24 protein-coding genes are annotated in these 26794 nt (G+C 73.5%); 11 read left to right on the top strand and 13 right to left on the bottom strand.

What is annotated here, in order from left to right:
* The first annotated feature begins 42 nt into the window (after positions 1-42).
* The gene (locus ACLQ22_RS23700) at positions 43-1803 is read left to right on the top strand and encodes a substrate-binding domain-containing protein (protein ID WP_425694242.1); all 1761 of its coding nucleotides are present in this window, start codon (positions 43-45) and stop codon (positions 1801-1803) included.
* Between the two features lie 213 nt (positions 1804-2016).
* Entirely contained in the window at positions 2017-3498 is a 1482-nt protein-coding gene (locus ACLQ22_RS23695; protein ID WP_425694241.1) for a sugar transferase, read from the top strand.
* A gap of 43 nt (positions 3499-3541) precedes the next feature.
* Here the strand turns inward: ACLQ22_RS23695 and ACLQ22_RS23690 are convergent, their stop codons facing one another.
* The gene (locus ACLQ22_RS23690; protein ID WP_425694240.1) at positions 3542-4672 is read right to left on the bottom strand and encodes a PP2C family protein-serine/threonine phosphatase; all 1131 of its coding nucleotides are present in this window, start codon (positions 4670-4672) and stop codon (positions 3542-3544) included.
* 96 nt (positions 4673-4768) lie between these two features.
* On the opposite strand from ACLQ22_RS23690, the gene ACLQ22_RS23685 reads away from it, so the two are divergent.
* Complete coding sequence (locus ACLQ22_RS23685; RefSeq protein ID WP_425694239.1) at positions 4769-5302, top strand: MarR family winged helix-turn-helix transcriptional regulator; 534 nt, start codon at positions 4769-4771, stop codon at positions 5300-5302.
* A 92-nt stretch (positions 5303-5394) separates the two neighbouring features.
* Here ACLQ22_RS23685 and ACLQ22_RS23680 read toward each other — a convergent pair whose 3' ends face one another.
* Together ACLQ22_RS23680 and ACLQ22_RS23675 are read right to left on the bottom strand one after the other, a co-directional pair.
* Positions 5395-7065, bottom strand: coding sequence for a PP2C family protein-serine/threonine phosphatase (locus ACLQ22_RS23680; RefSeq protein WP_425694238.1), 1671 nt, complete (start codon positions 7063-7065; stop codon positions 5395-5397).
* A gap of 127 nt (positions 7066-7192) precedes the next feature.
* Positions 7193-8431, bottom strand: coding sequence for an ROK family protein (locus ACLQ22_RS23675; protein WP_425694237.1), 1239 nt, complete (start codon positions 8429-8431; stop codon positions 7193-7195).
* Positions 8432-8506: 75 nt separating this feature from the next.
* Between ACLQ22_RS23675 and xylA the strand changes: the two genes are divergently transcribed.
* From xylA to ACLQ22_RS23655, 4 genes are all read left to right on the top strand, one after another.
* Entirely contained in the window at positions 8507-9694 is a 1188-nt protein-coding gene (xylA, locus tag ACLQ22_RS23670) for a xylose isomerase (protein WP_425694236.1), read from the top strand.
* 11 nt (positions 9695-9705) lie between these two features.
* Positions 9706-11157, top strand: a complete 1452-nt coding sequence (gene xylB / locus ACLQ22_RS23665; RefSeq protein ID WP_425694235.1) for a xylulokinase — start codon at positions 9706-9708, stop codon at positions 11155-11157.
* A 40-nt stretch (positions 11158-11197) separates the two neighbouring features.
* Positions 11198-12301 (top strand): DUF5925 domain-containing protein, encoded by a 1104-nt coding sequence (locus ACLQ22_RS23660; RefSeq protein WP_425694234.1) that lies wholly within the window; start codon positions 11198-11200, stop codon positions 12299-12301.
* 62 nt (positions 12302-12363) lie between these two features.
* On the top strand, positions 12364-13788 hold the full coding sequence (locus tag ACLQ22_RS23655; RefSeq protein WP_425694233.1) for an MFS transporter: 1425 nt from the start codon (positions 12364-12366) through the stop codon (positions 13786-13788).
* A gap of 79 nt (positions 13789-13867) precedes the next feature.
* On the opposite strand, the gene ACLQ22_RS23650 is transcribed toward ACLQ22_RS23655, so the two are convergent.
* The 5 genes from ACLQ22_RS23650 to ACLQ22_RS23630 form a co-directional block, all read right to left on the bottom strand.
* On the bottom strand, positions 13868-15544 hold the full coding sequence (locus ACLQ22_RS23650; RefSeq protein WP_425694282.1) for a glycoside hydrolase family 13 protein: 1677 nt from the start codon (positions 15542-15544) through the stop codon (positions 13868-13870).
* A gap of 61 nt (positions 15545-15605) precedes the next feature.
* Positions 15606-16652: a LacI family DNA-binding transcriptional regulator gene (locus tag ACLQ22_RS23645; RefSeq protein WP_425694232.1), complete on the bottom strand. Its 1047-nt coding sequence runs from the start codon at positions 16650-16652 to the stop codon at positions 15606-15608.
* A 61-nt stretch (positions 16653-16713) separates the two neighbouring features.
* A complete protein-coding gene (locus tag ACLQ22_RS23640; RefSeq protein ID WP_425694231.1) occupies positions 16714-17682 on the bottom strand; it encodes a carbohydrate ABC transporter permease in 969 nt (322 codons plus the stop codon).
* 1 nt (position 17683) lies between these two features.
* Positions 17684-18733 carry a sugar ABC transporter permease gene (locus tag ACLQ22_RS23635; protein WP_334564860.1) on the bottom strand — a complete coding sequence of 350 codons (1050 nt, stop codon included), beginning with the start codon at positions 18731-18733 and terminating at the stop codon, positions 17684-17686.
* Between the two features lie 70 nt (positions 18734-18803).
* Positions 18804-20147, bottom strand: a complete 1344-nt coding sequence (locus tag ACLQ22_RS23630) for an ABC transporter substrate-binding protein (protein ID WP_363899365.1) — start codon at positions 20145-20147, stop codon at positions 18804-18806.
* 247 nt (positions 20148-20394) lie between these two features.
* On the opposite strand from ACLQ22_RS23630, the gene ACLQ22_RS23625 reads away from it, so the two are divergent.
* Complete coding sequence (locus ACLQ22_RS23625; RefSeq protein ID WP_425694230.1) at positions 20395-21171, top strand: peptidoglycan DD-metalloendopeptidase family protein; 777 nt, start codon at positions 20395-20397, stop codon at positions 21169-21171.
* A gap of 66 nt (positions 21172-21237) precedes the next feature.
* On the opposite strand, the gene ACLQ22_RS23620 is transcribed toward ACLQ22_RS23625, so the two are convergent.
* The 5 genes from ACLQ22_RS23620 to ACLQ22_RS23600 all read right to left on the bottom strand — a co-directional run bounded on the left by ACLQ22_RS23620 (position 21238) and on the right by ACLQ22_RS23600 (position 23721).
* Entirely contained in the window at positions 21238-21732 is a 495-nt protein-coding gene (locus ACLQ22_RS23620; protein ID WP_425694229.1) for a TspO/MBR family protein, read from the bottom strand.
* A 158-nt stretch (positions 21733-21890) separates the two neighbouring features.
* Positions 21891-22034 carry a GPGG-motif small membrane protein gene (locus ACLQ22_RS23615; RefSeq protein WP_165947907.1) on the bottom strand — a complete coding sequence of 48 codons (144 nt, stop codon included), beginning with the start codon at positions 22032-22034 and terminating at the stop codon, positions 21891-21893.
* Positions 22025-22801, bottom strand: coding sequence for a metallophosphoesterase family protein (locus ACLQ22_RS23610; RefSeq protein WP_425694228.1), 777 nt, complete (start codon positions 22799-22801; stop codon positions 22025-22027). The genes ACLQ22_RS23615 and ACLQ22_RS23610 overlap by 10 nt, the downstream gene beginning before the upstream one ends.
* A gap of 9 nt (positions 22802-22810) precedes the next feature.
* Entirely contained in the window at positions 22811-23086 is a 276-nt protein-coding gene (locus tag ACLQ22_RS23605) for a hypothetical protein (protein ID WP_121399527.1), read from the bottom strand.
* On the bottom strand, positions 23083-23721 hold the full coding sequence (locus tag ACLQ22_RS23600) for a nucleotidyltransferase (RefSeq protein ID WP_425694227.1): 639 nt from the start codon (positions 23719-23721) through the stop codon (positions 23083-23085). Before ACLQ22_RS23600 ends, ACLQ22_RS23605 begins: the two co-directional genes overlap by 4 nt.
* A gap of 101 nt (positions 23722-23822) precedes the next feature.
* Here ACLQ22_RS23600 and ACLQ22_RS23595 point away from each other — a divergent pair, with 101 nt between their 5' ends.
* The 3 genes from ACLQ22_RS23595 to ACLQ22_RS23585 all read left to right on the top strand — a co-directional run bounded on the left by ACLQ22_RS23595 (position 23823) and on the right by ACLQ22_RS23585 (position 26758).
* A complete protein-coding gene (locus ACLQ22_RS23595) occupies positions 23823-24563 on the top strand; it encodes a dTMP kinase (RefSeq protein ID WP_425694226.1) in 741 nt (246 codons plus the stop codon).
* Positions 24564-24890: 327 nt separating this feature from the next.
* A complete protein-coding gene (locus tag ACLQ22_RS23590; RefSeq protein WP_425694225.1) occupies positions 24891-25805 on the top strand; it encodes a MurR/RpiR family transcriptional regulator in 915 nt (304 codons plus the stop codon).
* Positions 25802-26758, top strand: coding sequence for an N-acetylmuramic acid 6-phosphate etherase (locus tag ACLQ22_RS23585; protein ID WP_425694224.1), 957 nt, complete (start codon positions 25802-25804; stop codon positions 26756-26758). Before ACLQ22_RS23590 ends, ACLQ22_RS23585 begins: the two co-directional genes overlap by 4 nt.
* Positions 26759-26794: the final 36 nt, after the last annotated feature.

The following is a 26794-nucleotide window of genomic DNA, read 5'->3' as shown; positions in this document are numbered from 1 at the left end:
GGCCCGTGGCAGTCGTCCCGGCGGGTCCGCAAGATGGTCACCGTGTCAGCAGGCCGCCATCGCATGCGTACGAATCTTCACGCAGCCACCGCCGCCGCTGCCGTGGGCGTCCTCGCCGTCACGGCCGGCGGCTGGTTCGGCTACCAGCAGCTGGCGCAACCGAACTGCTCGGGGCGGATCGAGCTGTCCGTCGCGGTCGCGGCCGAGCTGGCCCCGGCGGTCGACGCCGCCGCTGCGCGGTGGGTGAAGGACGGCGCCGCGGTCGGCGGCACCTGCATCGCGGTCAACGTCGCGGCGTCCGATCCGGTCGACGTGGCCGCGACGGTCGCCGCCAAGCACGGCGTCACCCTGGCCGGCGTGGGGCAGGCCAGCGGCACGTCGGTCAGCCCGGACGTCTGGGTGCCCGACTCCTCCACCTGGCTGCTGCGGCTCAAGACCGGTGGCGCCACCGCCTTCGAGCCGGGCAACGGGGCGTCCATCGCGCGCAGCCCGGTGGTCGTGGCGATGCCGGAGCCGATCGCCACGCGGCTGGGCTGGCCGCAGAAGAAGTTCAGCTGGACCCAGCTCCTGCAGCAGGTGCAGAGCGACAAGCCGTTGCGCACCGGGATCGTCGAACCGACCCGCGACGCCGCCGGCCTGTCCGGTCTGCTCTCGCTGACGGCTGCCGCCAGCGCCTCCGGCGGCCCCGACGCGGAGAAGGAGAAGGTCGCCGCGCTGCGGGCGCTGGCCACCGACCGCTCGGCGCTGCGGCCGGACCTGCTCGCCCGGTTCCCCACCGCCTCGGATCCCACGACGATCGCGAGCAGCCTGGGTGCGGCGGCGCTCTCGGAAGAGGACGTGATCCAGTACAACAGCAAGAAGCCGCCGGTACGGCTGGCCGCGCTCTACCTGGAGCCGGCGCCCGCGCCGCTGGACTACCCGTACGCGGTGCTGCCCGGCATCGAACCGGCCAAGGCGGCGGCGGCGAGGGTGCTCTACGAGGTGCTCGTCACCGACGACTTCCGTGACCAGTTGGCGAGCCGGTCGCTGCGCGCGCCGGACGGCAACTGGGGCGCGGGCTTCGACGCGCCGCAGGGGGCGCCCAGCCCGGCCGGCGGCGCGCCGGCCCCGCCGGCCAACGGCGGCGGATCGGCTCCGGGTGGGCTCGACCCGCAGGCCATGGAGCGCGCGGTCTCCAGTTGGTCGATCGCCACCCAGTCCGGCCGGATGCTCGCCGTCATCGACGTCTCCGGGTCGATGAAGGAGAAGGTGGCCAACGCCGGCAACGCGACCCGGCAGCAGGTGACCGTCGAGGCGGCCCGGCGGGGGCTGAACCTCTTCGACGACTCCTGGTCGATCGGTCTCTGGACGTTCTCCACCCAACTGGTGGGCCCCCGCGACCACCGGGAACTGCTCGCCATCGGGCCGCTGTCCCGTCAGCGCGGCAAGCTGGAGCAGTCCCTGGGCTCGATCCGGTCGTCGGACGGCGACACCGGCCTCTACGACACCGTGCTGGCGGCGTACCAGAAGGTGCAGGACAACTGGGAGCCCGGCCGGGTCAACTCGATCGTGCTGTTCACCGACGGCAAGAACGAGGACTCCGACGGCATCTCGCAGCAGAAGCTGCTGGGCGAGCTGAACAAGATCAAGGACCCGGAGCGGCCGGTGCAGGTCGTGATCATCGGTATCGGCAGCGACGTGAGCAAGGCCGAGCTGAAGTCGATCACCGACGTCACCGGCGGAGGCGCCTTCGTCACCGAGGACCCGACCAAGATCGGCGACATTTTCCTCAAGGCGATCGCGCTGCGCAAGGCCCCGGCCTGAGCCGCAACGCAGCGCGGGGCGGACCCGCCGCACGGGATCCGGTGCCGTGGGCCCTTTCCCCGCAAGGGGTTCCTCGGGGAAAGTAGTGACGGTAATGCGTCCGAAGCAATCGGCGAGCGTGGTCGCCGGGGCACGATGTCCTGGTGCCCCTACGGCCGACCCGCGACCCGGGCCCGTCGTACGGGCCGTCGGCGACCGAAGTGGGGAGGGCCGGTGACCTCAGCGACGCTGTTGACCCCCGCCAGCACGTCGTCGAGACCGGACGAGCCACGGCCGGGGCCGGCCCGCACCCGTGAGCGCGCCTACGTCCGCTCGCTGGTGGTGCTGGACACGACCGTCCTGACCGTCGCCGTGCTCGTCGGATACGTGGCCCGGTTCGGCGACGACGCCCCCGGCGGCTCGAAGATCCCGTACGTCCTGGTCGCCCCCGGGCTGGTCCTCGCCTGGCTGGTCTCGCTGCGGGTGCTGCGCTGCTACGACGACCGCGTCCTCGGCTACGGCGCCGACGAGTACCGGCGGGTCGGCACCGCCAGCCTGCGCCTCGCCGGCGGCATCGCGATCGCCGGCTACATCGCCGACGTGGGCGTATCCCGGGGGTTCCTCGGCATCTCGTTCGCCGTCGGCATGCTCGGCCTGGAGCTGGCCCGGTTCGCCGCTCGCAAGCGGCTGCACCGGGCGCGCTCCGAGGGCGCCGGCTGGTCGCGCAAGGTGCTGGTGGTCGGCGACACCGCGCACGTGCTGGAGCTGGTGCACACCCTGCGGCGCGAGCCGTACGCGGGCTACCAGGTGGTCGGCGCCTGCATCCCGGACGCGCTGCTCGCCCCGGTCGCGCAGCGGCTGGGCGACGTGCCGGTGGTCGGGTCGTTCCGGGGCATCCCCGAGGCGGCCACCGCCATCGGCGCGGACACCGTCGCGGTGACCGCCTCCGGCGAGCTGACCGCCACCCGGCTGCGGCGGCTGGGCTGGCAGCTGGAGGGCACCGGCATCGACCTGGTGGTGGCCCCGGCGCTGACCGACGTCGCCGGCCCGCGCATCCACACCCGGCCGGTCGCCGGCCTGCCGCTGATCCACGTCGAGGCGCCCGAGTTCCGGGGGGCCCGCAAGCTGGTCAAGGGCTTCGTTGACCGGGCCGTCTCGTCGGTGGCCCTGACGCTGCTGCTGCCGCTGCTGGCCGCCATCGCGCTGGCCATCAAGATCGACAGCCGGGGGCCGGTGCTGTTCCGGCAGACCCGGGTGGGGCAGGGCGGGCGGGAGTTCGGCGTCTACAAGTTCCGCACCATGGTGGTCAACGCCGACGCCCTGCTGGCCGCGCTGGCCGCCCGCAACGAGACCGACGGCCTGATGTTCAAGATGCGCGACGACCCGCGGGTGACCCGCATCGGGCGGCTGCTGCGCAAGTGGTCGCTGGACGAGCTGCCGCAGCTGGTCAACGTCCTGCTCGGGCACATGAGCCTGGTCGGCCCCCGCCCGCCGCTGCCCTCGGAGGTGGCCCGCTACGACGGCGACGTGGCCCGCCGGCTGCTGGTCAAGCCGGGCATGACCGGGCTCTGGCAGGTCAGCGGCCGCTCCGACCTGAGCTGGGAGGACGGCATCCGCCTCGACCTCTACTACGTGGAGAACTGGTCGCTCGCGGCCGACCTGACGATCCTCTGGAAGACCTTCGGCGCGGTGGTCAACAGCCGCGGGGCGTACTGAGCGCCGCGCGTCGCCTTCAGCCCCGTCGTCGCCGGCCGGACGCTCAGTCCTTCGGGCCCGTCCAGTCCAGGCACACCACCACCGCGTCGTCGGTCAGGTCGCCGGCGACGAACGCGCGCAGGTCGCCGATCAGCGAGCGGACGGCGTCCAGCGGCTCCATCGGTCCGGTCCGGCGCAGGAACCGGTCGAGCGCGGTCTCGCCGTAGCGGATGTCCTGCCCGGTGGCGTCGATGACGCCGTCGCTGACCACGAAGAGCCGGTCGTTGCGGCACAGCTCGAAGCGCTGCTCCCGGTAGTCGGTGGCCTCGAACATGCCGAGCGGGAACTGCGCCTCCAGCGGCAGCTCCCGGACCTGCCCGTCGCGCAGCAGCACGAGGCGGGGCGACCCGGCGTCGACCACGGTGAGCAGCCCCGAGCGCAGGTCCAGCTCCATCAGCAGCGCCGCGAGGTGCTGGTCTCCCCGGTGCAGGTCGTAGACCGCCTGGTCGGCGAGGGCCGCCTGGTCGGCGAGGCCGAGCCCGGACCGGCGGGCGTTGCGCAGCGCGTGGGTGGCGAGCGAGGTGAGCATCGCGGCGGCCACCCCCTCGCCCGTGCCGTTGATGGTCGCCAACCAGACCCGGCTGCCGTCGTCGGACCAGTCGAAGCTGTCGCCGCGCACCGCGTACGCCGGTTCCAGCTGCCCGGCCAGGCTGAACGACGGGCGGGTCCGGCTGCGGCCCGGGAGCATCTCCCACTGCATCTCGGCGGCGAGGGTGAGCCGCCTGCTACGCCGCGCGGACCGGTACACATCGGTGCCCGGGGTGACCGCGGCGATCTCGTGGGCGAACGCGGTGGCGATCTCCGTCAGCTCGTCGAGCGCGGCCGGCCGGGTCGGCGCGGGGGTCACCACCAGCACGCCGCGGCGTTCCCCGCGCATGGACACCGGGAGGTAGCCGGTGTCGTCGGCGACGATCGGGGCCTGGTGGTCGAAGCAGCGCCAGGCGGGGTGCCCCGGCGCGGTGACGGGCTCGTCCCCGACGAGCGGCAGCAGCGCCGCCAGCCGGTAGTCGACCTGGAGCAGTTCCACCCGGTCGATCCCGTAGGCCGCGGCCAGGACGCCGGCGATCCGGTCCAGCAGCAGGTCGGCGGGCGCCTCGTTGAGGACCTGCCGTGCCCGGTTGACCGGTTCGCTCATCATCACTCCCTCGTCACGAGCCCAGACCTGGGGATACGGAGTAGTCTCGGGCCCACCATGGCGGATGTGCACGGTCCCTCCGGACCCGAGACGAGTATGGCCGTCGAGCTCGACGCGGTGGCCGACGCCCTGCTGACGGTCTGGGAGGCCGCGCGGGAGCGGACGACCAGTCGTGTCTCCGGCGCGCAGTTGCGCGCGATCATGCTGGTCGAGCAGCACGAGGGGATCAACCTCCGCGGCCTGGCCACCGGGCTCGACATGCTGCTCTCCTCCGCCAGCCGGCTCTGCGACCGCCTGGTGGCGGCGGGCATGCTGGAACGGGAGCCCGGCCGGTTCGACCGGCGGGAGATCTCGCTGCACCTCACCCCGGAGTCCCGCCGGCTCCTCGCCGAGCTGCGGGACGACCGGCGCCAGCAGCTCGCGGCGATCCTCGCCGACATGACCGACGAGGGGCGGCAGGCCCTGCTGCGGGGCATGCGGGAGTTCGACGAGGCGGCGCGGCACCGGAACGCCTCCGTACAGTCCGTCGAGGCCGCCGACCCATGGCCGGCGGTGTCGCGCGAGCGCCCGGTCGGTCTACCGACGCAGGAGCGGCCGGGGGACGGCCCGCAGGTGGCCAGGTCGGCCTGACCCGGGCGGAGGGGCACGCGTTCCCGCGTCGCCCGGGTCCACCGAAGGGCCGGGCGCGGCCGGTGGTCGCCCGGCCGCGACGGTCCGGCCGGTCAGGGCGCTGCCGCCGCGACGGCCAGCATCGCGATGTCGTCCTGGCTCTGCCCGTCGAGCCACTCGTCGACGGACTCGAGGAGCCGGTCGACCAGCGCGGCCGGGGCCAGCCCGGCGGCCGAGGCCAGCGCCGCGCGCAGCCGTTCCTCGCCGAACATCTCCTGGCCGCCGGGGCCGCCGCGCGCCTCCACCACCCCGTCGGTGTACGCGAGCAGCAACTCGCCCGGGACGAGGCGGAGTTCGGCCTCGGCGAACCGGGCGGCGGCGAGCGCGCCCACGGGCATCCCGCCGACCGTGACCGGGGCGACCCCACCGTCGGCCCGGAGCAGCAGCGGGGACGGGTGGCCGCCGCCGGCGATCCGGACGGTGCACCCGCCGTCGGGCGCGGCGTCGAGGGTGCCGAGCAGCAGGGTGGTGAACTGGCTGCGGCGGGCCGCGTCCGGGGCGTCGAAGAGCGCCTGGTTGAGCAGCCGCATCAACTCCAGCGGCCGTTGCTCGACCAGGCGCAGGGTCCGCAGGGACTGGCGGACCCGCCCGGTGAGGACGGCCGCGCCGACGCCCTTGCCGGCCACGTCCCCGAGGGCGAAGATCGCGCCCCCGGGGATGGGGAAGACATCGTAGAAGTCACCGCCGATGCGCAGCCGGTCCCCGGCCGCCCGGTACCCGCCGGCGAGCGTGGCGCCCGGCACGGCCGGCAGGTCGGGCGGGAGCAGGCTGTTCTGCAGGACGCGGGCGAGGTGGACCTGTTCGCCGTAGAGTTCGGCGGCGCCGAGGGCCGCGCCCGCGCGGGCGGCGAACTCCCGGGCCAGTTCGACGTCGCGCCGGGCGAAGCCGGCCCGCCCGGCGCGGCGGACCAGCACCAGGGCGCCGGTGGTGCGTCCGGCGCCCCGCATGGGACTGACCAGCACGGTGCCCGGCCGGCCGAAGCCGGGCGGAAGCACGGTGGACAGGGCGGCCGTCTCCGCGTCCGGCCACGGGGCCGGGCCGACCGGGTGCCCGGCCAGCGCCTCGGCCAGGCCGGGCAGCGAGCCGGTCAGCGACCAGGTCGCCAGCCCGGTCACCGGGGCGGGATCGATCCCGTCGTACCGGGTCCAGTGCGGCTGGCCCTGCGCGGGCAGGGGCGGCAGGTGGACCACCATGGCCAGGTCGGCCAGGTAGGGCACGGGCAGGGTCGTGGTGGTCCGCAGCGTCTGCTCGCGCTGGAGGGACAGCCCGAGGCGGCTGCCGGCCTGGGCGAGGAACGTCGTCCGGGACCGCTCGGCGCTCAGCGCCTCGGCGCGCGCGTGTTCCTCGGTGACGTCCCGCACGTACCAGGCGTGCCGCCCGTCGGCCAGGTCGCGTCGTACGCCGCGCAGCCGGCGACCGCCGTGTTCGGCGTCGAAGCTGTCCGCCCCGGCGCCCACCGACCGGGCCATGGCCGGTATCGGGCAGGTGTGCAGGTCCGTGCCGGGCACGACCTCGGGGAGGAGCGCGGTCGCCATCGCGTTGACCAGGGTCACCAGCCCCGCCCGGTCGGCGGTCACGACCGCCTCGGTCAGCCCGTCGAGCACCTCCCGGGTGAGCCGGGAGTCGGCCGGGCGCGCGGGGCCGGGGGAGAGGCCGGAGCGGGAGCGGGCGGGCTGCCCGCCGTCGGCCGGGCCCGTGTCACCGCCCCCGGGGGCGGTGGTCACCGCCGCTCGCCGGGCGCCCCGGTCTGTCGACCTGTGCGCATGCTGGTCGTGCACTCCTCGGATGGGGGTCGTTGCCTCGGGGCAAGCGTACCGAGGCGCGGTCGCGCCGCCATCGGAGGAATCCGGCTCAGGCCGGTCGGGCCAGCCAGCCGGCAGGGCGCGCCAGGATCCGGCGTGCCACCGACCCGGCCCCGCCGACGGCCGCGGCGGCGGCGCCGAGGGCCGCCGGGCGGATGGTGACCGGTGACCACGCGGCGGTGAGCACCCGCCGGGAGATCTCGGTGAGCACCGGCGGGCGCAGCCACGGCGCCAGCGGGGCGTACCCGCCACCGAGCACCACGGTGTCCAGGTCCAGCAGGTTCACCACGCCGGCGACGGCGACCCCCAGGGCGGTTCCCGCCTCGGCCAGGGCCCGCAGCGCGCCGGGGTCGCCGGCCCCGGCCAGCTCGGCCAGCCGGGTCGTCGCGGTGTCCGCCGGAAGGTCCGCGCCGGCGAGGCCGGCGGCGGCGAGGATCGCCTCCTGACCGGTGTACGTCTCCAGGCAGCCGCGCCCGCCGCACCGGCAGGGCGGGCCGTCGGGCCGGATCGGGAGGTGACCGATCTCCCCGCTCCAGCCGCGCGCGCCCCGGTACAGGGCCCCGTCGAGCACGATCCCGGCGCCGATGCCCACCTCGCCGGAGATGTGCAGGAAGCTGGCCCGGCCGGTCGGCCCGGCGTGCAACTCACCCAGCGCGGCGAGGTTGGCCTCGTTGTCGACCACCAGCGGCGGTACGCCGTCGACGTGCGCGGTCAGCGGCGTACCCCCGCCGAGCAGCGCGGGGACGGGCACGTCGCGCCAGCCGAGGTTCGGCGCGAGCCGGACCAGGCCGGCGTCGTCGACCAGGCCGGGCACCGCGAGGGCCGCGCCGACCAGGGTGAGCCCCTCGCGGGTGGCGTCGGCGCGGGCGTGGGCGGCCAGGTCGGCCAGCCGGGCCAGCGCCTCGGCGGGGGAGACGGGCCGCAGGTCGGCGCGGTGCACGGTGTGGTGGCGGACCCGGCCGGCGAGGTCGACCACGCAGGCGGCCAGGTAGTCGACGTTGACCTCCAGGCCGAGCCCGGCCGGGCCGTCCGTGGCGAGCACCAGGCCCCGCGAGGGCCGTCCCGCGCCGGTCCGGGGCGTCGGCTCCGACTCGGCGACCAACCGGCCGGCGAGCAGGTCCTCCACCACGGCCGAGACGGTGGCCCGGGTGAGGCCGGTGCCGGCGGCCAGCTCGGCCCGGGAGGGCGGGCGGTCGGCGGCGGCGATCCGGCCGAGCACCACGGCGAGGTTCCACTCGCGCAGGCTGCCCTGCCGCACCGGTCCGGGCGGGGCGTCGGGTCGGGTCACCCCTTGACACTGCCACAGGCCGACCAAATAATTCAACCACTGAACAAATAGCGGACGACACCTCGGAGGTCTGCCATGGCACCCCGTCCCACCCCCGCCGACAAGTTCTCCTTCGGCCTCTGGACGGTGGGCTGGCAGGCCCGCGACCCGTTCGGCGACGCCACCCGCCCCGAGCTGGACCCGGTCGAGGCGGTGCACCGGCTCGCCGAGCTGGGGGCGTACGGGATCACGTTCCACGACGACGACCTGGTGCCCTTCGGCGCGGACGCCGCCGCCCGCGACCGGCACGTGGCCCGCTTCCGCAAGGCGCTCGACGAGACCGGCCTGGTGGTCCCGATGGTGACCACCAACCTCTTCACCCACCCGGTCTTCAAGGACGGCGGCTTCACCAGCAACGACCGCGACGTCCGGCGGTACGCGCTGCGCAAGGTGCTGCGCAACGTCGACCTCGCCGCGGAGCTCGGTGCCCGCACCTTCGTGATGTGGGGCGGCCGGGAGGGCGCCGAGTACGACCTCGCCAAGGACGTCCGGGCCGCGCTGGACCGCTACCGGGAGGCCGTCGACCTGCTCTGCCAGTACGTCGTCGACTCCGGCTACGACCTGCGCTTCGCCATCGAGCCCAAGCCGAACGAGCCGCGCGGCGACATCCTGCTGCCCACCGTCGGGCACGCCCTGGCCTTCATCTCCACCCTGGCCCGCCCCGAGCTGGTCGGGCTCAACCCGGAGGTGGGGCACGAGCAGATGGCCGGCCTGAACTTCGCCCACGGCATCGCCCAGGCGCTCTGGCAGGGCAAGCTGTTCCACATCGACCTCAACGGCCAGCGCGGCGTCAAGTACGACCAGGACCTCGTCTTCGGCCACGGCGACCTGCTGAACGCGTTCGCCCTGGTCGACCTGCTGGAGCACGGCGGTCCCGGCGGGGTGCCCGCCTACGACGGCCCCCGGCACTTCGACTACAAGCCCTCGCGCACCGAGGACATGACCGGCGTCTGGGCGTCGGCGGAGGCGAACATGCGCACCTACCTCCTGCTCAGGGAGCGGGCGGCGGCGTTCCGGGCGGACCCGGAGGTCGCCGAGGCGCTGGCCGCGAGCCGGGTCGCCGACCTGGGCACGCCGACGCTGGCGCCGGGGGAGGGCTACGCCGACCTGCTCGCCGACCGTTCCGCGTTCGAGGAGTTCGACGTCGACACCGCCGCCGCGAAGGGCTTCGGCTTCGTCCGGCTCAACCAGCTCGCCGTCGAGCACCTGCTCGGCGCCCGCTGAGGCCGCCGGCGATGCCGATCGTCGCGGGGATCGACTCCTCGACCCAGTCCTGCAAGGTCGTCGTCCGGGACGCGGAGACCGGCGCCCTGCTCCGGCAGGGCCGGGCGCCGCACCCGGACGGCACCGAGGTCGACCCGGCGGCGTGGTGGGCCGCGCTGGGCGCGGCGGTCGACGCCGCCGGCGGGCTGGCCGACGTGGCGGCGGTCTCCGTCGCCGGCCAGCAGCACGGCATGGTCTGCCTCGACGAGGCGGGCGACGTGGTCCGGCCCGCGCTGCTGTGGAACGACACCCGCTCCGCCGGGGCCGCCGCCGAGCTGGTCGAGGAGGCCGGCGGCGGGGAGACCGGCCGTCGCTTCTGGGCGGAGGCGGTGGGCAGCGTGCCGGTCGCCAGCTTCACCGCCACGAAGCTGCGCTGGCTGGCCCGGCACGAGCCGGAGCGTGCGGCCCGGGTGGCGGCGGTCTGCCTGCCGCACGACTGGCTGACCTGGCGGCTGGCCGGCGCGCCGGGCCTGGCGGCGCTGCGCACCGACCGGGGCGACGCCAGCGGCACCGGCTACTGGTCCCCGGCCACCGGCGACTACCGCCTCGACCTGCTGGAGCGGGCGTTCGGCCGGCGGCCGCACGTGCCGACCGTGCTCGGCCCGGCGGAGCCGGCCGGCGCCGTACGCCCCGACGCCCTGCGGGGCCTGCCCGCCGGCGGGGCGGTGCTCGGCCCGGGCACCGGGGACAACGCCGCCGCCGCGCTCGGCGTCGGCGCGGGCCCGGGCGACGTGGTCGTCTCGATCGGCACCTCCGGCACCGTGTTCAGCGTCGCCGACGCCCCGGCCGCCGACCCGAGCGGCACGGTCGCCGGCTTCGCCGACGCCACCGGCCGCTTCCTGCCCCTGGTCTGCACGCTCAACGCGGCCCGGGTGCTCGACGCCGCCGCGTCGATGCTCCGGGTCGACCTGGACGAGCTGGCCGCGCTGGCGCTCTCCGCCCCCGCCGGCGCGGACGGGCTGGTCATGGTGCCCTACCTGGAGGGCGAGCGGACGCCCGACCGGCCGCTGGCGTCCGGGGCCGTGCACGGGCTGACCCTGCGCACCTCGACGGCGGCCCACCTGGCGCGCGCCGCCGTCGAGGGGCTGCTCTGCGCCCTCGCCGACGGCCTCGACGCGCTCACCGCCCAGGGCGCCACGGTGCGCCGGGTGATCCTGGTCGGCGGCGGCGCCCGCTCGGCGGCCGTACGCCGGATCGCGCCGCAGGTCCTCGGGGTGCCGGTGGTCGTCCCGCCGCCCGGCGAGTACGTCGCCGACGGCGCCGCGCGGCAGGCCGCCTGGGTCGCCGTGGGCGGCGCGGCGCCCCCCACGTGGTCCGTCCACGGCACCGAGGAGTACGCCGCCGCCCCCGTCCCCGCCATCCGGGAGCGGTACGCCGCCGCCCGCGAGCACTTCCTCGACCGGGTCGACGCCGTGGCGGGGTAAAGGACTGTACGGGCGCGCTCCGGCTCGCGATCATCGACGGATGCGAACCACCCCCGAAGCGGACGAGGCGCCCGGCACCGGCATTCCCTCGATGCTCCAGTACGACGACGCGGACACCCCCTGCGACGTCATCGACGCGCTCGTCCTGGCGGACTTCGTCACCGGCCGGCACCCGTGGTCGCACACCGTCCGGCTCTCCCGGGTGCGCCCCGACGCGCCGCTGACCGCCCCGGACGGGCGGCTGCTGCGCACGGCGGTCGAGAACCGGCAGAAGTCCCGCCTGCTGGCCGGCGACGGCTGGACGGCCCGGGTGGTCACCTGGAAGGGGCGCGGCGCGGAGGTGACGGTCACGGCGGTCTCCGAGGAGGTGGGTCGCTCGACCCTCGACCGGATCGTCGACGGCGCCGCCGAACCGGAGGATCCGGGCGCCGGCCGGATCGGCTTCTGGCACCAGAACCCCCGGCGGGGCAGCCAGCGCGACGTACGCGCCATCGCCGCGCCGGAGTGGGCGGCGATCCGACCGAACTACGCCGCGGCGGCCCGCAACGCGCTCGACGAGCTGATGGCGACCACCCCGGAGCGCCTGTCCGGCCGGCTGGTGCTGCTGCACGGGGCGCCCGGGACGGGAAAGACCACCGCGCTGCGCGCCCTCGCCCGCCAGTGGCACCACTGGTGCCAGGTCGACGCCGTGCTCGACCCGGACGTGCTCTTCGCGGACACGGCGTACCTGTCCGAGGTGGCGGTCGGGGACGAGGACGGCGAGCAGGGGACGGGCCGCCGGTGGCGGCTGCTCATCCTGGAGGACTGCGACGAGCTGATCCGGGGCGAGGCGAAGCAGGCCGCCGGGCAGGCCCTGTCCCGGCTGCTCAACCTGACCGACGGGCTGCTCGGGCAGGGGCGCGAGGTACTCGTCGCGATCACCACGAACGAGGACCTGTCCCGGCTGCACCCGGCGGTGGTCCGCCCGGGGCGCTGCCTGGCCCGGATCGAGGTGGGCCCGCTGTCGTACGAGGAGGCGACCGGGTGGCTGGGCACGGCGGCGGGGGTGCCGCCGCAGGGCGCCACCCTCGCCGAGCTGTACGCGCTGCGGGCGGGCACGCCGGCCGCGCCCGCCGCCCCGCCCGCGATCGGCGGCTACCTCTGAGCGCCCCGGCGCGCCCGCGCGTCGTCACCCGCTCGTGACCTGATCCTGGTTGGCTGCCGCTCATGACCTTGACCAGGGGCGGGCCGGCGCGGGCCCGGGGCGGGACGCCCGCGCACCGGTTCTACAGCGTCGTGGTCTTCGTGCTGCTCGCCTCGCTGGACAACGTGGCGATCGGTCTGGTGCCCCCGCTGTACGGCCCCATCTCCGCCGCCTTCGACGTGCCGCAGCGCCTGCTCGGCCTGGTCACCGCCGTGAGCTTCCTGGCCAGCGCGGTGGCCGCGGTGGGTTGGGCGTACGTGGGCGACCGCGCGAACCGCAAGCCGCTGCTGATGCTCGGCACCCTGATCTGGGCGCTCGGCACGGGCGGCAGCGCCGTCGCGGTGAACTATCCCGCCTTCCTGGCCGCGCAGATCGTGGCGGCGGTCGGGCTGGGCGCGGTCGGTTCCGTCGGCTTCTCGGTCGTCACCGACCTGATCTCGCCCCGCCGCCGAGGGCTGGTGATGAGCTTCTGGGGGCTGTCCCAGGGCGTCGGCACGCTGGCCGGCACGCTGGTCGGCGGGCTGCTCGGGGCGGCCGACTGGCGACGGCCGTTCCTGCTGCTGACCGTGGTCGGCCTCGCGGCGACCCTCGCCTACCTGTTCACCTACGACATCCGGCGCGGGCAGAGCGAGCCGGAGCTGGCCGACGCGCTCGCCACCGGCGCCGAGTACGACTACCGGATCAGCCGGGCAGACCTGCCGAGGATCCTGGGCCGGCGGACGAACCGCTGGCTGATCCTCCAGGGCCTCACCGCCCAGGCGGCCTTCGGGTCGCTGGTCTGGCTGCCGGTGCTCTTCGCCGAGCGGGCCGAGGACCAGGGCTACTCCGCCGCCACCGCCGTGGTCGTGGGCAGCGTCTTCGCCACGCTGTTCCAGCTCGGCGGGGTGCTCTCCATCGTGGGCGGGCTGGTGGGCGACGCGCTGCAACGGCGTACGCCCCGGGGCCGGGCGTTGGTCGCGGCGGTCGGCATCCTCGCGGCGCTGCCGTTCTACCTGGTGCTCTTCTTCGTGCCGATCCGCATCGACGTCCCGGACGGCGCGGGCGCCGGTTCGGTGGTGCGGGCGGTGCTGGCCAGCGTGTTCACCGAGCCGACGGTCGGGCTGAGCCTGCTCACCGCCGTGGTGGCGCTGGCGCTCACCTCGGCCAATTCGCCGAACTGGTTCGCCCTGATCGCCGACGTCAACCCGCCGGAGCACCGGGGCACCGTCTACAGCCTCGGCAACCTGGTCAACGGCGTCGGCCGGGCGGCCGGCAACGGGCTGGTCGGGGTGGCCTTCCACGGCCTGCGGGCGGCCTTCCCGCCGCCGCTGAACTACGCCGTCGGGCTGGCGGCCTTCCAGCTCTTCTTCATCCCGACGGGCGTCATGTACTGGCTGGCCTCGCGGACCTCGCCGGGCGACATCGCCGACGTCCGGGACCTGTTGCACGACCGCGCCGAGCGCCTGTAGGCGTGCGGGCCGGGCCGACCGGGACACGAGGAGGGTCCCCCGGGCAGCGGGTGGCGCTGCCCGGGGGACCCCTGCCGCGTCAGGCCGGGCGGACCCAGACCGTCACGTCGGTGGGCACGGCACCGTCGGCGTCCAGCGGGGCGCTGGCGTGCACCAGCTCGGACCCGGCGGGCAGCGGCACGGCGGCGTCGCCGAAGTTGGTCAGCACGGTCAGCGCGCCGTTGCGGAACGAGAGCACCTCGTCGCCGGAGGCGAGCCACTCCAGTGGGCCCTCGCCGAGCCGGTGCTCGCGGCGCAGTCGCAGGGCCGTCCGGTACAGCTCGTACGTCGAGCCGGGCGTGTCCCGCTGCCGGTCCAGGGCGTACTCCGCCCAGAGCGACGGCTGCGGCAGCCAGCTCGCGTCGGTCGGCCCGAAGCCGTACGACGGGGCGTCGGCCTCCCACGGGATCGGCACCCGACAGCCGTCCCGACCCCGCTCGGTGTGCCCGCTGCGCGCCCAGGTCGGGTCCTGCCGGGCCTCGTCGGGCATCGTGGTGTGCTCCGGCAGGCCCAGCTCCTCGCCCTGGTAGAGGTAGGCCGAGCCGGGCAGGGCGAGCATCAGCAGCGTGGCCGCCCGGGCCCGGCGCAGGCCGAGCGCGGTGTCCGGCTGCGGGTCGCCGATGCCGATGCCGTTGGGCCGCTTGCCGGTCATCGGCAGCCCCAACCGGGAGGCGTGCCGGACCACGTCGTGGTTGGACAGCACCCAGGTGGTCGGGGCGCCGACGGAGTCGGTGGCCTCCAGCGAGCGGGTGATCACCGCGTACTGGGCCGGGGCGGTCCACGCGGCCAGCAGGTACTCGAAGTTGAACGCCTGGTGCATCTCGTCGGGGCGGACGTAGCGGGCCAGCCGCTCGGCCGGCTCGACCCACGCCTCGGCGACCAGGATCCGCTCGTCCGGGTAGCCGTCCAGCACGCGCCGCCAGTCCCGGTAGATCTGGTGCACGCCCTCCTGGTCCCACATCGGCGGGCGCGGCTTGTCGATCTCCTGACCGGAGAGGATCTCCTGCGGCTCCTGCCAGTCGGCCAGGTCGGCCTGCTTGATCAGGCCGTGCGCCACGTCGACGCGGAAGCCGTCGACGCCGCGGTCCAGCCAGAACCGGAGCACCTCCAGGAACTCCTCCCGCACCTCGGGGTTGTCCCAGTTGAGGTCGGGCTGACCGGAGTCGAACAGGTGCAGGTACCACTGACCGGGGCGGCCGTCGGCCTCGGTGACGCGGGTCCAGGCCGGCCCGCCGAAGACGCTTTGCCAGTCGTTCGGGGGCTGCGCGCCGTCCGGCCCCCGGCCGTCGCGGAAGATGTAGCGGTCGCGCTCCGGGCTGCCGGGGGCGGCGGCGAGCGCCGCGGCGAACCACCGGTGTGCCGACGACGTGTGGTTGGGCACCAGGTCGACGATGACCCGCAGCCCGCGCGAGTGCGCATCGGCGATCAACCGGTCGGCGTCGGCGAGGGTGCCGAAGAGGGGGTCCACGTCGCGGTAGTCGGCCACGTCGTACCCGGCGTCGGCCTGCGGGGACGGGTAGAACGGCGACAGCCAGAGCGCGTCCACGCCCAGTTCCACGAGGTGGTCCAGGCGGGCGGTGATGCCGGGCAGGTCGCCGATCCCGTCGCCGTCGGAGTCGGCGAAGGAGCGCGGATAGACCTGGTAGATGGTGGCCCTGGTCCACCAACCGGTGGCCGGGCCGGCGGGCGTGTCCTGGTGCGTCGGGTTGCTGTTCAGGGCCTTCTCCCGTGTGTCGAGCCGGACGGTCGGATGCTGCCGGGCGTCGGCGGTTTTCCCGTTAGTGTGCCCGGGGTGGTGCGGTCGATTCACGCACGATCAGCCGAGTGGGCAGGATCACCGGTGACCCCGGCGTGTCGAGATAGGGGTTGCTCCCCGGCGGCAGGGCCCGGCCGTGCAGCGGGTCGAGCAGGATCCGCGTGGCGAGCCGGCCCTGCTCCGCCGCCGGCTGGGCGATCGTGCTCAGCCCGAGGACGCTGGCCAGGTCGTGGTCGTCGACGCCGATCACGCTGACGTCCTGCGGCACCCGCAGGCCGGCGTCGCGCAGCGCGGTCATCGCCCCCATCGCCATCTCGTCGCAGGCCGCGAAGATCGCCGTCGGCGGGTCGCCGCGCCGGAGCAGTTCCTCGGTGGCCCGCGTGCCGCCGCTGATGGTGAACTGCGACTCCACGTCGAGGCCGGGATCGGGGACCATCCCGGCGTCGCGCAGCGCCTGCCGGTAGCCGCGCCGCCGGTCGAGGTGGGTGGTGTAGGCCAGTTCGTCGTCCGGGTCGCCGGAGATGTGGGCGATCCGTCGGTGCCCCAGGTCGAGCAGGTGCCGGGTGGCGGTCCGCGCGACGCCCACGTCGTCGATGCGTACGCAGGGCCAGCCGGGCACCACCGTGCCGGAGCTGATGGTCACCCCGGGCAGCTTCAGCTTCGTCAGGGCGGTCAGGTCGGCGGGCCCCAGCGGCGTGGCGACCAGCATGATCGCGTCGACGCGCTTGTGCAGGTTGGCGGTGCGCAGCACCCGCTGCCGGACCTGCTCCCGTCCGCCGAGGTTGTAGAGCAGCAGGTCGTAGCCGGCCTGCTGAAGGATGTCCTCGACCGCCTCGACGACGGTGCCGAAGAACCACCGGGTGATGCGGGGGACCACGACGGCGACCGTGCCGGTGCGCCCGCCGGCCAGCCGCGAGGCGCTCGGCGAGACGGCGTACTCCAGTTGCTCGGCCGCCGCGAGCACCCGGCGCCGCGTCGCGGCCGAGACCGTCGGCAGCCCGCGCAACGCCCGGGACACGGTGGCGGTGGAGACCCCGGCCAGGCGTGCGACATCGTCGATCTTCGTCACGCTATCCCCCGCTCCGCCCGGCTCCGCCGCCGCCGGTGGGCCCGGCGGCGGCGGAGACGCCTCAGCCCTTGACGCTGCCGGCGAGCAGGCCGCGCACGAAGAAGCGCTGGAGGGACAGGAAGACGATCATCGGTACGACGATCGAGACGAACGCGCCGGCGGTGAGCCGCTGCCACTCGTTGCCCCGGGTGCCGGCCATCTCGGCCAGCCGGACGGTGAGCGGAGCGGTCTCGTTGCCGCCACCGGCGAAGATCAGCGCGACCAGCAGGTCGTTCCAGACCCAGAGGAACTGGAAGATGCCGAACGCGGCCAGCGCCGGGGTGATCAGCGGCAGCACGATCGAGCGGAAGATCTTCGGGTGGGTGGCCCCGTCGACCCGGGCCGACTCCATCAGCTCTCCGGGCAGCTGCGAGATGAAGTTGTGCAGCAGGAAGACGGCGAACGGCAGCGCGAAGCAGGTGTGCGCGAACCACACCTGCGCGAACTTCTGTTCGTCGACCAGGTCCCAGGCCGGCATGACGGTGACGCCGCCGATGGTGACGCCGGTGGAGAAGAACTTCAGCAGCGGCACGAGGGCCATCTGCAGCGGCACGATCTGCAGCGCGAAGATCGCGATGTACATCCAGTCCCGGCCCCGGAAGTTGATCCAGGCCAGCGCGTACGCGGCGAGGGCCGCGAAGGCGAGCGGGAAGAGCACCGACGGGATGGTGATCGCCAGCGAGTTGATGAAGTAGCTGGCGAGCTGCCCCGACGACGAGGAGCGCCCGAACAGCACCTCCTGGTAGTTCTCCAGGGTGAACGACGGGTTGGTGAAGAAGTTCCACCACCCGCTGCTCTTGATCTCGTCCTCCGGCCGGACCGAGGAGATGAACAGGCCGAAGGTGGGGATGGTCCAGAGCATCGCGATGACGATCGAGACGAGGGTCGCGGTGCGGCTGTTCAGCCGTTTGCGAACCCGTCCGGCGGTGCTGGTGCCACGGCCGTCGGTCTTCTGGGTGCCGGCGGCGACGGTGGGCGTTGCGGTGGTCATCTCAGCCCTCCCGCTGCTGACGGAGGTTGCGGATCTGGTAGATCACGATCGGGATCACCAGGATGAACAGGAAGACCGCCAGCGCCGAGCCCTGCCCGTTCTGGCCGTACCGGAACGCCTGGTTGTACATCTCGTTGGCGATCACGCTGGTGTCGTAGTTGCCGTTGGTGGACGTCCGGACGATGTCGAATACCTTGAGCGTGGCGATCGACAGCGTCACCACGACCACGATCAGCGCCGGCCGGATGCTCGGCATGGTGATCTGCCAGAACATCTGCCACGGGGTGACCCCGTCGAGGCGGGCCGCCTCCACGATGTCGGCGGGGATCGCCTTGATCGCGGCGGAGAGCACCACCATCGCGAAGCCGGCCTGGATCCAGACCATGATCACGATCAGCAGCAGCGTGTTCAGCGGCGAGTCCAGCAGCCACTGCCTCGGTTCGCCACCGAGGCTCACCACGATCTGGTTGAGCAGGCCGATCTGCTCCTGCCCTTCGCCCCGGTAGGCGTAGACGAACTTCCAGATGATGCTCGCGCCCACGAAGGAGATCGCCATCGGCAGGAAGATCAGCGACTTGGCCACCGCCTCGAACCGGGCCTTGTCCACCATCACGGCGTAGAGCAGGCCGAACGACGTGGCCACGAGCGGGACGAGAAGCACCCAGACCAGGGTGTTGACGAGCACCCGGACGATCGAGTCCTCGGAGAACATCCAGCCGTAGTTGCGCAGCCCGACCCAGTCGTTGCCGCTCGCGTCCATCAACGAGAGCAGCGTGGTGCGGATGGCCGGAACCACCAGCCCGATGGTGAGCAGCAGCAGCGTCGGCAGCAGGAAGAAGAGCGCGAACAGGCCCTCCCGGGGCTTGCGCCGGCGGGGGAGCGGGGCGCCGCTCGCGGCGGCGGCGATGATCTGCCCCTCCCGGCGGCGGGCGAACCAGGCCGGCACCACGTCGAGGAGCAGGAGCAGACCGCCCACCACCGCGACGAAGGCGACCAGCCCGTACATCAGCATGAGGAACTTCGGCTGTTCCGCAGCGAAGTCGAACTCCATCGACCCTCCCAGGTCTCTGATCAGCCGGGTGGGCCGGCCCGCGTGCGCGGACCGGCCCACCCGGTTCAGATCACTTCCAGCTGCTCTCGATGCCGTCGAGGACCGTCTTGGTGTCCTTGCCGTTGATCCAGGCGACCATGCCCTTCCAGAACGTCCCCGCGCCGACGGCAGCCGGCATCAGGTCCGAGCCGTCGAAGCGGAAGACGGTGGACTTGTCCTGGAGGATCTGGACGGAGAGCTTGTCGACGGGGTTGGCGACATTGGCCAGGTCGAGCTTGTTGTTCGCCGACACCCAGTCACCGATCTTGGCCCGGCTGTTGGCGTACTCACCCGAGGCGAGGTAGGTCTGCACGGCCTGGACCTCGGGACGGTCGGCGAAGGCCGCGACGAACTCGCCGCCGCCCAGCACCGGCTTGCCCTTGCTGGCGTCGATGGCCGGGAAGTAGAACGCGAAGACGTCGCCGTCCTCGGCCACCTTGGTGCCCTTCGGCCACTGGTTGGCGTAGAAGGACGCCTGGCGGTGCAGCGCGCACTTGCCGGTGGTGATCGGCACGCCGGCCTCCTGGAAGGAGGTGGTGGCGATGCTCTTTACGCCGCCGAAGCCGCCGTTGACGTACTTCTCGTTCTTGAGGATGGTGCCGGCCCGGTCGAGGGCCTCGGCGACCTTCGGGTCGTTGAACGGGATGCCGTGGGTGGTCCACTGGTCGTAGACCTCGGGGGTCTGCGTCCGCAGCATGAGGTCCTCGACCCAGTCGGTGGCCGGCCAGCCGGTGCCCTCACCGGACTCGATGCCGGCGCACCACGGCTTGGTGCCGCTCGCCGCGATCTGGTCGCTGAGCTTGATCAGCTCGTCCCAGCTGGTCGGGACCGTCCAGCCCTTCTCCTTGAAGGTCTTCGGCGAGTACCACACGAAGGACTTCACGTTGGAGCCGAGCGGGGCGCCGTAGAACTGGCCGTTGACGGTGCTGTACTTCAGCCAGTCGGCCGGGTAGTTCTCCTCGGCCATCTTCTTGGTGTCGGCGCTGGTGGCCTTCAGCTTGCCCGAGTCGACGAAGCGCTTGAGCAGACCCGGCTGCGGGATGAACGCGAGGTCGGGGGCGTTGCCACCGTCGACCCGGACCGGGAGCTGGGCCTCGAACTCGCCGCTGCCCTCGTGGTCGATCTCGATGCCGGTGCAGTCCTCGAACTGCTTCCAGGACTCCGCGAGGCGGTCGGCCTCGATGTCCCGGATCGACGAGTAGATCGTGACCTTCTTGCCGTCGTTGTCACCGTACTTCTCGTATGCGGCGCACTCCGCGGAGCCCCCCGCGGAGTCGCTCTTCTTGTCGTTGCCGGTGCCGCAGGCCGTGGCGCTCAGCGCCAGCCCCAGTACGCCGGCGATCGCGAAAGCCTGGCGTGATCTGGCAAACGCCATGCCGTTCTCCTTCCTTGCCGGCGCGTCAGGGATCGAACCCGCGCCGGTCCGATGGGCGTCACCACATGTAAGCGCTTGCATCTAGCCTGGTCCACCCCTATCGGGACACGAGCAAGTAACAATCCGGAAACCCGTAAGCCCCCTGTTGGGCGCGCTCCCACACGGGAACCAGACCCCTTTCCATCGATGTCATTTTCTGTCACGCTGATCGCAGGTGATCGAAGGATTTCGACATAGGAGGTGCTGAATGGGCAAGCGGTGGTTGGGCCTGCTGGCGGCCGGTCTGCTGGCCGTTGGCGCGCTGGTGGTCCCGGCGGCCCCGGCAATGGCCGCCCCCACGTTCAAGGTCCCGTTCCCGTGCGGGCAGTCCTGGTCCGGGCAGACCCGGACCAACCACAGCCCGGCGTATTCGGTCGACTTCAACCGCACGGACGACCTCGGTGACCCGGTGGTGGCGAGCGCCCCCGGCACGGTCGACCGGGTGACCGACCTCGGCGGAACCAGTTACGGAAAGTACGTCCGGATCAGCCACGCGGGCGGCTACCACACCTACTACGCCCACCTCAACGGCTTCAACGTCTCGGTGGGCCAGAGCGTCGGCTACGGCAAGGTGATCGGCTGGGTCGGCAGCACCGGCGGCTCGACCGGCCCGCACCTGCACTACGAGCAGCGGCTCAACGGCGCCGACATCCAGGTGCGGTTCAACGGCGCGCTCGCCCTCTACTGGGGCACCAAGAACTACACCAGCGACAACGGCTGCGGCAGCAGCACCGGTTCCGGCACGGTCAACACCAGCGGCACGGCGCTGACCGTCCGCTCCGGCCCGGGCACCGGCTACGCCGCGGTGGGCACCGTCGCCGACGGCACCCGGGTGACCATCCAGTGCCAGACCAGCGGCACCAGCGTCACCGGCACCTACGGCACCAGCACGATCTGGGACCGGATCGGCGCCGGCCGCTTCATCGCCGACGCGTACGTCTACACGGGCTCCGACGGCTACATCCCCGGCGTGCCCCGCTGCTGAGCGGGCGACGGGGCCCCGGCTGCGCGCCGGGGCCCCGTTCCGTCGTCGTGTCCTGCGCCGCCCGGCTCAGTTGTTCAGGCGCCAGATGGCGAAGTTCAGGGCGGCCGCGAAGGTGACCCACGCCCAGTAGGGCAGCATCAGCAGTGTCGCCGGGCGGGACACCTTGCGGAAGAGCGCGACCGTCACGCCGATCGCCACCCACATCAGCAGGATCTCGACGAACGCCAGCCCGTAGCGGCCGGCGCCGAAGAAGAGCGGCGTCCAGACGGCGTTGAGCACCAGCTGGGCGGTCCACGCCCAGAGGGCCGGGCCGAATCCGACCCGCCGCCAGACCAGCCAGCCGGCCACCGCGATCATCGCGTAGAGGAGGCTCCAGACCGGTCCGAAGAGCCAGGACGGGGGAGCCCAGGCGGGCTGTTCGAGGCTCGCGTACTCGGCCGAGGTGCCCTGCACGCCGAGCCCGCCGATCGCCGCGGCGACGAACACCGCCGCCCCGAACCCGAGCAGTGCCCACCACTGCCGGGCGCCGCCGGCCCGTTCAGCGCTCCCAGAAATCTCCATGGTCGAGATATTTCCGCCGGAGACGGGCGGTAAACCCGCCGTCACCCTCCGGACGGCACGACACCGGGGTCGTCATGGCCGGAGGCTCCTGTCGGGAGGACGGAGTTCCGGTCACGACGACCCCGGTGGGTCCTGAACGGCGGCCTGTAGCCGCCTCGTCAATTGAAGATGCTCACACCACCCGGCCCGACGAGCAGGCCGACCACGATGAGGACGACGCCCCACAGGATCTGCCGCCGGAACAGCGCGAGGATGCCGGCGACCACGAGTACGACTGCGAGAATCCAGAGAATCAGCTCCATGTTTGCTGAATACCCGAGCTGCCGACACCGGAAACCTGTGCCTGGTCGAGGTGCTCGCCCAGGTGGAAGACGCTGTACGCCTGCTTGATCACGGGGTGGGCGACGTTGCGGACGCGTACCCCGCCGGGCGTGGTGCCCCGCTCGGAGCCGGCGTGCGCGTGCCCGTGCAGGGCCAGCGCGGTCGGCGCCGAGTCGATCGCCTGACCGAGCTGGTACGAGCCCAGGAACGGGTAGATCTCCAGCGGCTCACCGGCGAGCGTGTCCGGCACCGGCGAGTAGTGGGTGAGCGCCACCAGCACGTCGCACTCCAGCCCCCGCAGCGCGGCGGACAGGGCGTCGGCGCTCTCCGTGGTGGTCCGGACGAACGCCTTCATCTCCGGCTCGCCGAAGTCGCTGGCGCAGCGGCCGGCGAACCCCCCGCCGAACCCCTTCACCCCGGCCACGCCCAGTCGGCCGCCGGCGCAGTCCAGCACGACGCCGTCGCCCTCCAGCACGGTGATCCCGGCGTCCTCGAGCACCTTGACCACCTGCGGCACCTGGTCGCACTGGTGGTCGTGGTTGCCCAGCACGGTCACCACCGGCACGCCCAGCCCGCCGAACTCGGTGGCCACGCACCGGGCCTCCGACTCGGTCCCGTGCCGGGTCAGGTCGCCGGCGAGCAGCAGCACGTCGGCGTGCTCGGGCAGCTCGTCCAGTGCCGGCCGGAACCGGCCGACCACGTCCTCGTCCAGATGCACGTCGCCCACGGCGGCGATCCGGATCACCATGGAACCTCCTCAGGGCAGTTGCTCGATCTCCGTGGGCGCCTGCGCGCGGATCACCCCGATGTCGCTGGTGACCGGCACGTCGGGGAAGCGTTCGGCCACCCGGCGCAGGATCTCCTCCCGCCGGTGCGGGCTCTCGACCTCGCCGTAGAGCACGAGGCCGCGCTCCCGGCGGACCACGGTGATCCCCTGCTCGGCCACGTCCGGGTCCTCGGTCAGCAGCCGGTGGATCTCCGCCTCGACGTACTCGTCGGGCGGTCCGGTGGCGACGTCGCGGTGCTCGGTCACGGTGTCCCCTCTCCCTCGCCGGTGCCGGCGTGCGGCACCACCTCCAGCCGGTCCAGCAGCACCAGGAACGCCTCCGCGTACGGGGAGTGCTGCGTCTCCTTGCGTACCCGTTCCCAGTCGATCTGCTCCCGCAGGGAACGGGCCAGCGGCAGACCCCGGGCGAAGTCGCAGTAGTGCTGCGAGAAGCTCAGCAGTTTGTGCACCATGAGCTGGGTGGCCGAGAGCACCGGCATGTGGATCGCGTCGACCGGCCGGACGACCGTGTCGGCGAACGTCTCCTCGGTGACCGGCGTCTCGATCGGCCGGTGGATCAGGTCCACCATGCGGCCGTCGTCGAAGACCTTGACCAGCCAGTCCTCGGGCGGCCGCTCGGCGGTGAAGCCCGCCGCGACCAGCGCCTCCAGGGAGCGTTCCACGTCGACCTCACGGATCAGGAAGTCGACGTCGTGCTCGCTGGAGTGACCGCCGTGGGCGTACACCGCGAAGCTGCCTCCGAGCGCGAAGGGAATCTCTTCCTGCTTGAGCACGGCGGCGACCTTCTTCAACGTGTGCACCAGGCTCTCGTCCCCGCGCTCTGCCATTGGCGTCTCCCGTCGATGGTGGTGGGCGGCTGATCCAACTCCGGTACCCGGCATCCCGGCGGGCCACACCTGGCAGGTGGCACGGTCGGGGTCAACCGGGAGGACACGGCACAAATCTCCGGGTACGCGAGCGCGGGTCGGATAGCCTGTGCAGAGTGTCCAGATCACCGGGGGCGCGGCGCGGCAGGGCCCGATTGCGCGCCGTCGCCCTGATCGGCATCGACGGCTCGGGCAAGACCACCCAGGCGCACCGGCTCGCCGACGCGCTCACCGCGGCGGGCCGCCCCGCCACCTACCACCGCAACGCCGGCGGGCGCCGCTGGCTGGGCCGCCTCGCGCACCGCCTCGGCCGCCCGGACGCCCAGCGGCTCGTCGGGCGCAGCGGCATGCTGGCGGTGGAGTCCGTGCTCCGCTGGCTGGCGATCGCCGTCGCCCTGCTGAGCTGCCTGGCCACCGGCCGGGTCGCGGTGATGGACCGCTACTCCGCCTGCCAGTACGCGAGCATCCGGGCGCACGGGGGCCAGCGCTGGGAGCGGCTGGCCCGGGCCGGCTACCGGATGTTCCCGCGACCGCAGGTGACCTTCCTGCTGACCGTCGATCCCGCCGAGGCGTACCGGCGGATCGAGCAGCGCGGCACCGACCACGAGAGCATGCGCTACCTGACCGCCGCGGACACCGCGTACCGGACCCTGCCGGAGTACCCGACCTTCGTCGTGGTGGACGCCGGGCGCCCGCCGGAGGAGGTCTCCCGGCAGATCCAGGCCCACATGGCGGCCTGGCTGGCGCCCGCCGACGGTCGCGACGGCCGGTCGGCCGGCGGGCGCGACGTCCGGCCCGCCGTCGTCCCCGCGCCGCCGGGCGCGGAGCCGGTCGCGATCGGCCGGCTGACCGCCTGATCCGGCTGACCGCCTGATCCGGCTGACCGCCTGAGCCGGCTGAGCCGCCGGCCCACGGGCCGGCTGCCCGGGTCGCGGCCGGGTGGCCGGGGCCCCGCGGGAGGCGGCGGGATGGCATCGTCTGCACGACGGTCGGGTGCGGGCTGGTGGCGACCGTACGGCCTTTCCGCGCAGGTCCGGCGGGGGAGGCGCCCGCCTCGGCGGGAATGGCGCGCTGGGCGGTACGGATGGCACGCTGAGCGAAACGGCACGTCCGGGCAGGCGGTACTTTCCCCAATACGCGGAGTCATGGTTGACGCTCACGCCTCGTGAAAGTAAGTTTCATCCGTGGCGAAGAGTCCGAAGATTTCTGCGAGTCACGAGCCGGGTGGGCTGATCGTCCACATCAGCGGCCTGCTCCCGTCGTTGTCGCCGGCTGAGCAGCGGGTCGCCCGGCTGGTGGTCGCCGACCCGGCCGACGCCGCGCGTCGGACCATCACCGACCTCGCCACCTCCGCCGAGACATCCGAGGCGACCGTCATCCGCTTCTGCCGCTCCGTCGGCATGGACGGCTACCCGCAGCTGCGGATCCGGCTCGCCGCCGAGGCCGCCCGCCGGATCGAGCCGCCGGACGCGCGGGTCGTCGGCGGCGACATCCCGCCCGGGGCCGACCTCGCCCAGATCATCGCGACCATCGCCTTCAACGACGCGCGGGCCGTCGAGGAGACGGCCGAGCAGCTCGACCCGGCGATCTGCGAGCAGGTCGTCGAAGCCATCGCGGGCGCCGGAAGGATCGACGTCTACGGGGCGGGCGCCAGCGGCTTCGTCGCCTCGGACTTCCAGCAGAAGCTGCACCGCATCGGTCGCATCGCCTTCTACTTCCCGGACGTGCACACCGCGCTGACGTCGGCCGCGCTGCTCGGGCGGGGCGACGTCGCGGTCGGCATCTCGCACACCGGCACCACCTCCGACGTGATCGAGGTGCTGGAACAGGCGAAGGCCCGGGGAGCGTCCACGGTGGCGCTCACCAACTTCCCCCGGTCGCCGATCACCGAGGTGGCCGACTTCGTACTCACCACGGCCGCCCGCGAGACCACCTACCGCTCGGGCGCGATGGCGAGCCGGCTGGCCCAGCTCACCGTCGTCGACTGCCTCTTCGTCGGGGTGGCGGCGCGCAACCGGTCCCGGGCCAGGAAGGCCCTCGAAGCGACAGCCGAGGCGGTCCGGTCACACCGGGTCGGCCCGGGACGGAGGCGGGCATGACGGCGGGCGCGGTGGAACCCCACGAGGTGACGGCCCCGGTGGCGGCCCGGCCGGTGATCCGGGTCGGCGCGCCGACAGAGCGGCGCAACCCGCTCAGCGCGGACCTCGACCTCATGTCGACCCGGGACGTGCTCACGGTGATCAACGAGGCGGACCGGCGGGTGCCCGGCGCCGTCGCGGCCGTCCTCGACGAGATCGCCGCGACGGTGGACCTGGCGGTGACCGCCCTGCGCGGCGGGCACCGGGTGCACTACTTCGGCGCCGGCACCTCCGGCCGGCTGGGCGTGCTCGACGCCGCCGAGCTGGCGCCCACCTTCAACTCGCCCCGGCACTGGTTCTGCGCCCACATCGCGGGCGGGCCCGAGGCCATGTGGCGGGCGGTCGAGGACGCCGAGGACGACGACCGGGGCGGCGCGGCGGAGGCCGCCGACTGCGTACGGGCCGGGGACCTGGTGGTCGGACTCGCCGCCAGCGGGCGCACACCGTACGTCCTGGGGGCGCTCGCCGCGTCGAGTGCCAAGGGGGCCTCGACCGTGCTGCTCTGTGCCAACCCGGAGGCGGAGGCCGCCCGGTCGGTGGACGTCTTCATCGGGGTGGACACCGGGCCGGAGGTCGTCACCGGGTCGACCCGGATGAAGGCGGGCACCGCGCAGAAGCTGGTGCTGAACACGTTCTCCACGGCCGTGATGGTCCGCCTGGGCCGGGTCTACTCGAACCTCATGATCGACATGGTCGCCACCAACGCCAAGCTCCGGGGTCGGATGATCTCGATCCTGATCGAGGCGACCGGCTGCTCGGAGGAGATCTGCCGGCGGGCCCTCCACGAGGCCGACGGCGACATGAAGGTGGCGCTGGTCTCGCTCGTCTCCGGGGTGGAGGTGTCCGCCGCGCGGGCCGCCCTGGCCCGCTCCGCCGACCAGGTCCGCGGCGCCCTGGCCCTGCTCGCCTCCTGAGCCGACCCCTCCCCTCCGCCCGCACTGCGACCCCCG

This window comes from Micromonospora sp. DT178, assembly GCF_049841695.1.
Classification (GTDB): domain Bacteria; phylum Actinomycetota; class Actinomycetes; order Mycobacteriales; family Micromonosporaceae; genus Micromonospora.
The sequence above is the reverse complement of the archived record's forward strand: the minus strand, read 5'-3'. Positions and strand labels throughout refer to the sequence as shown.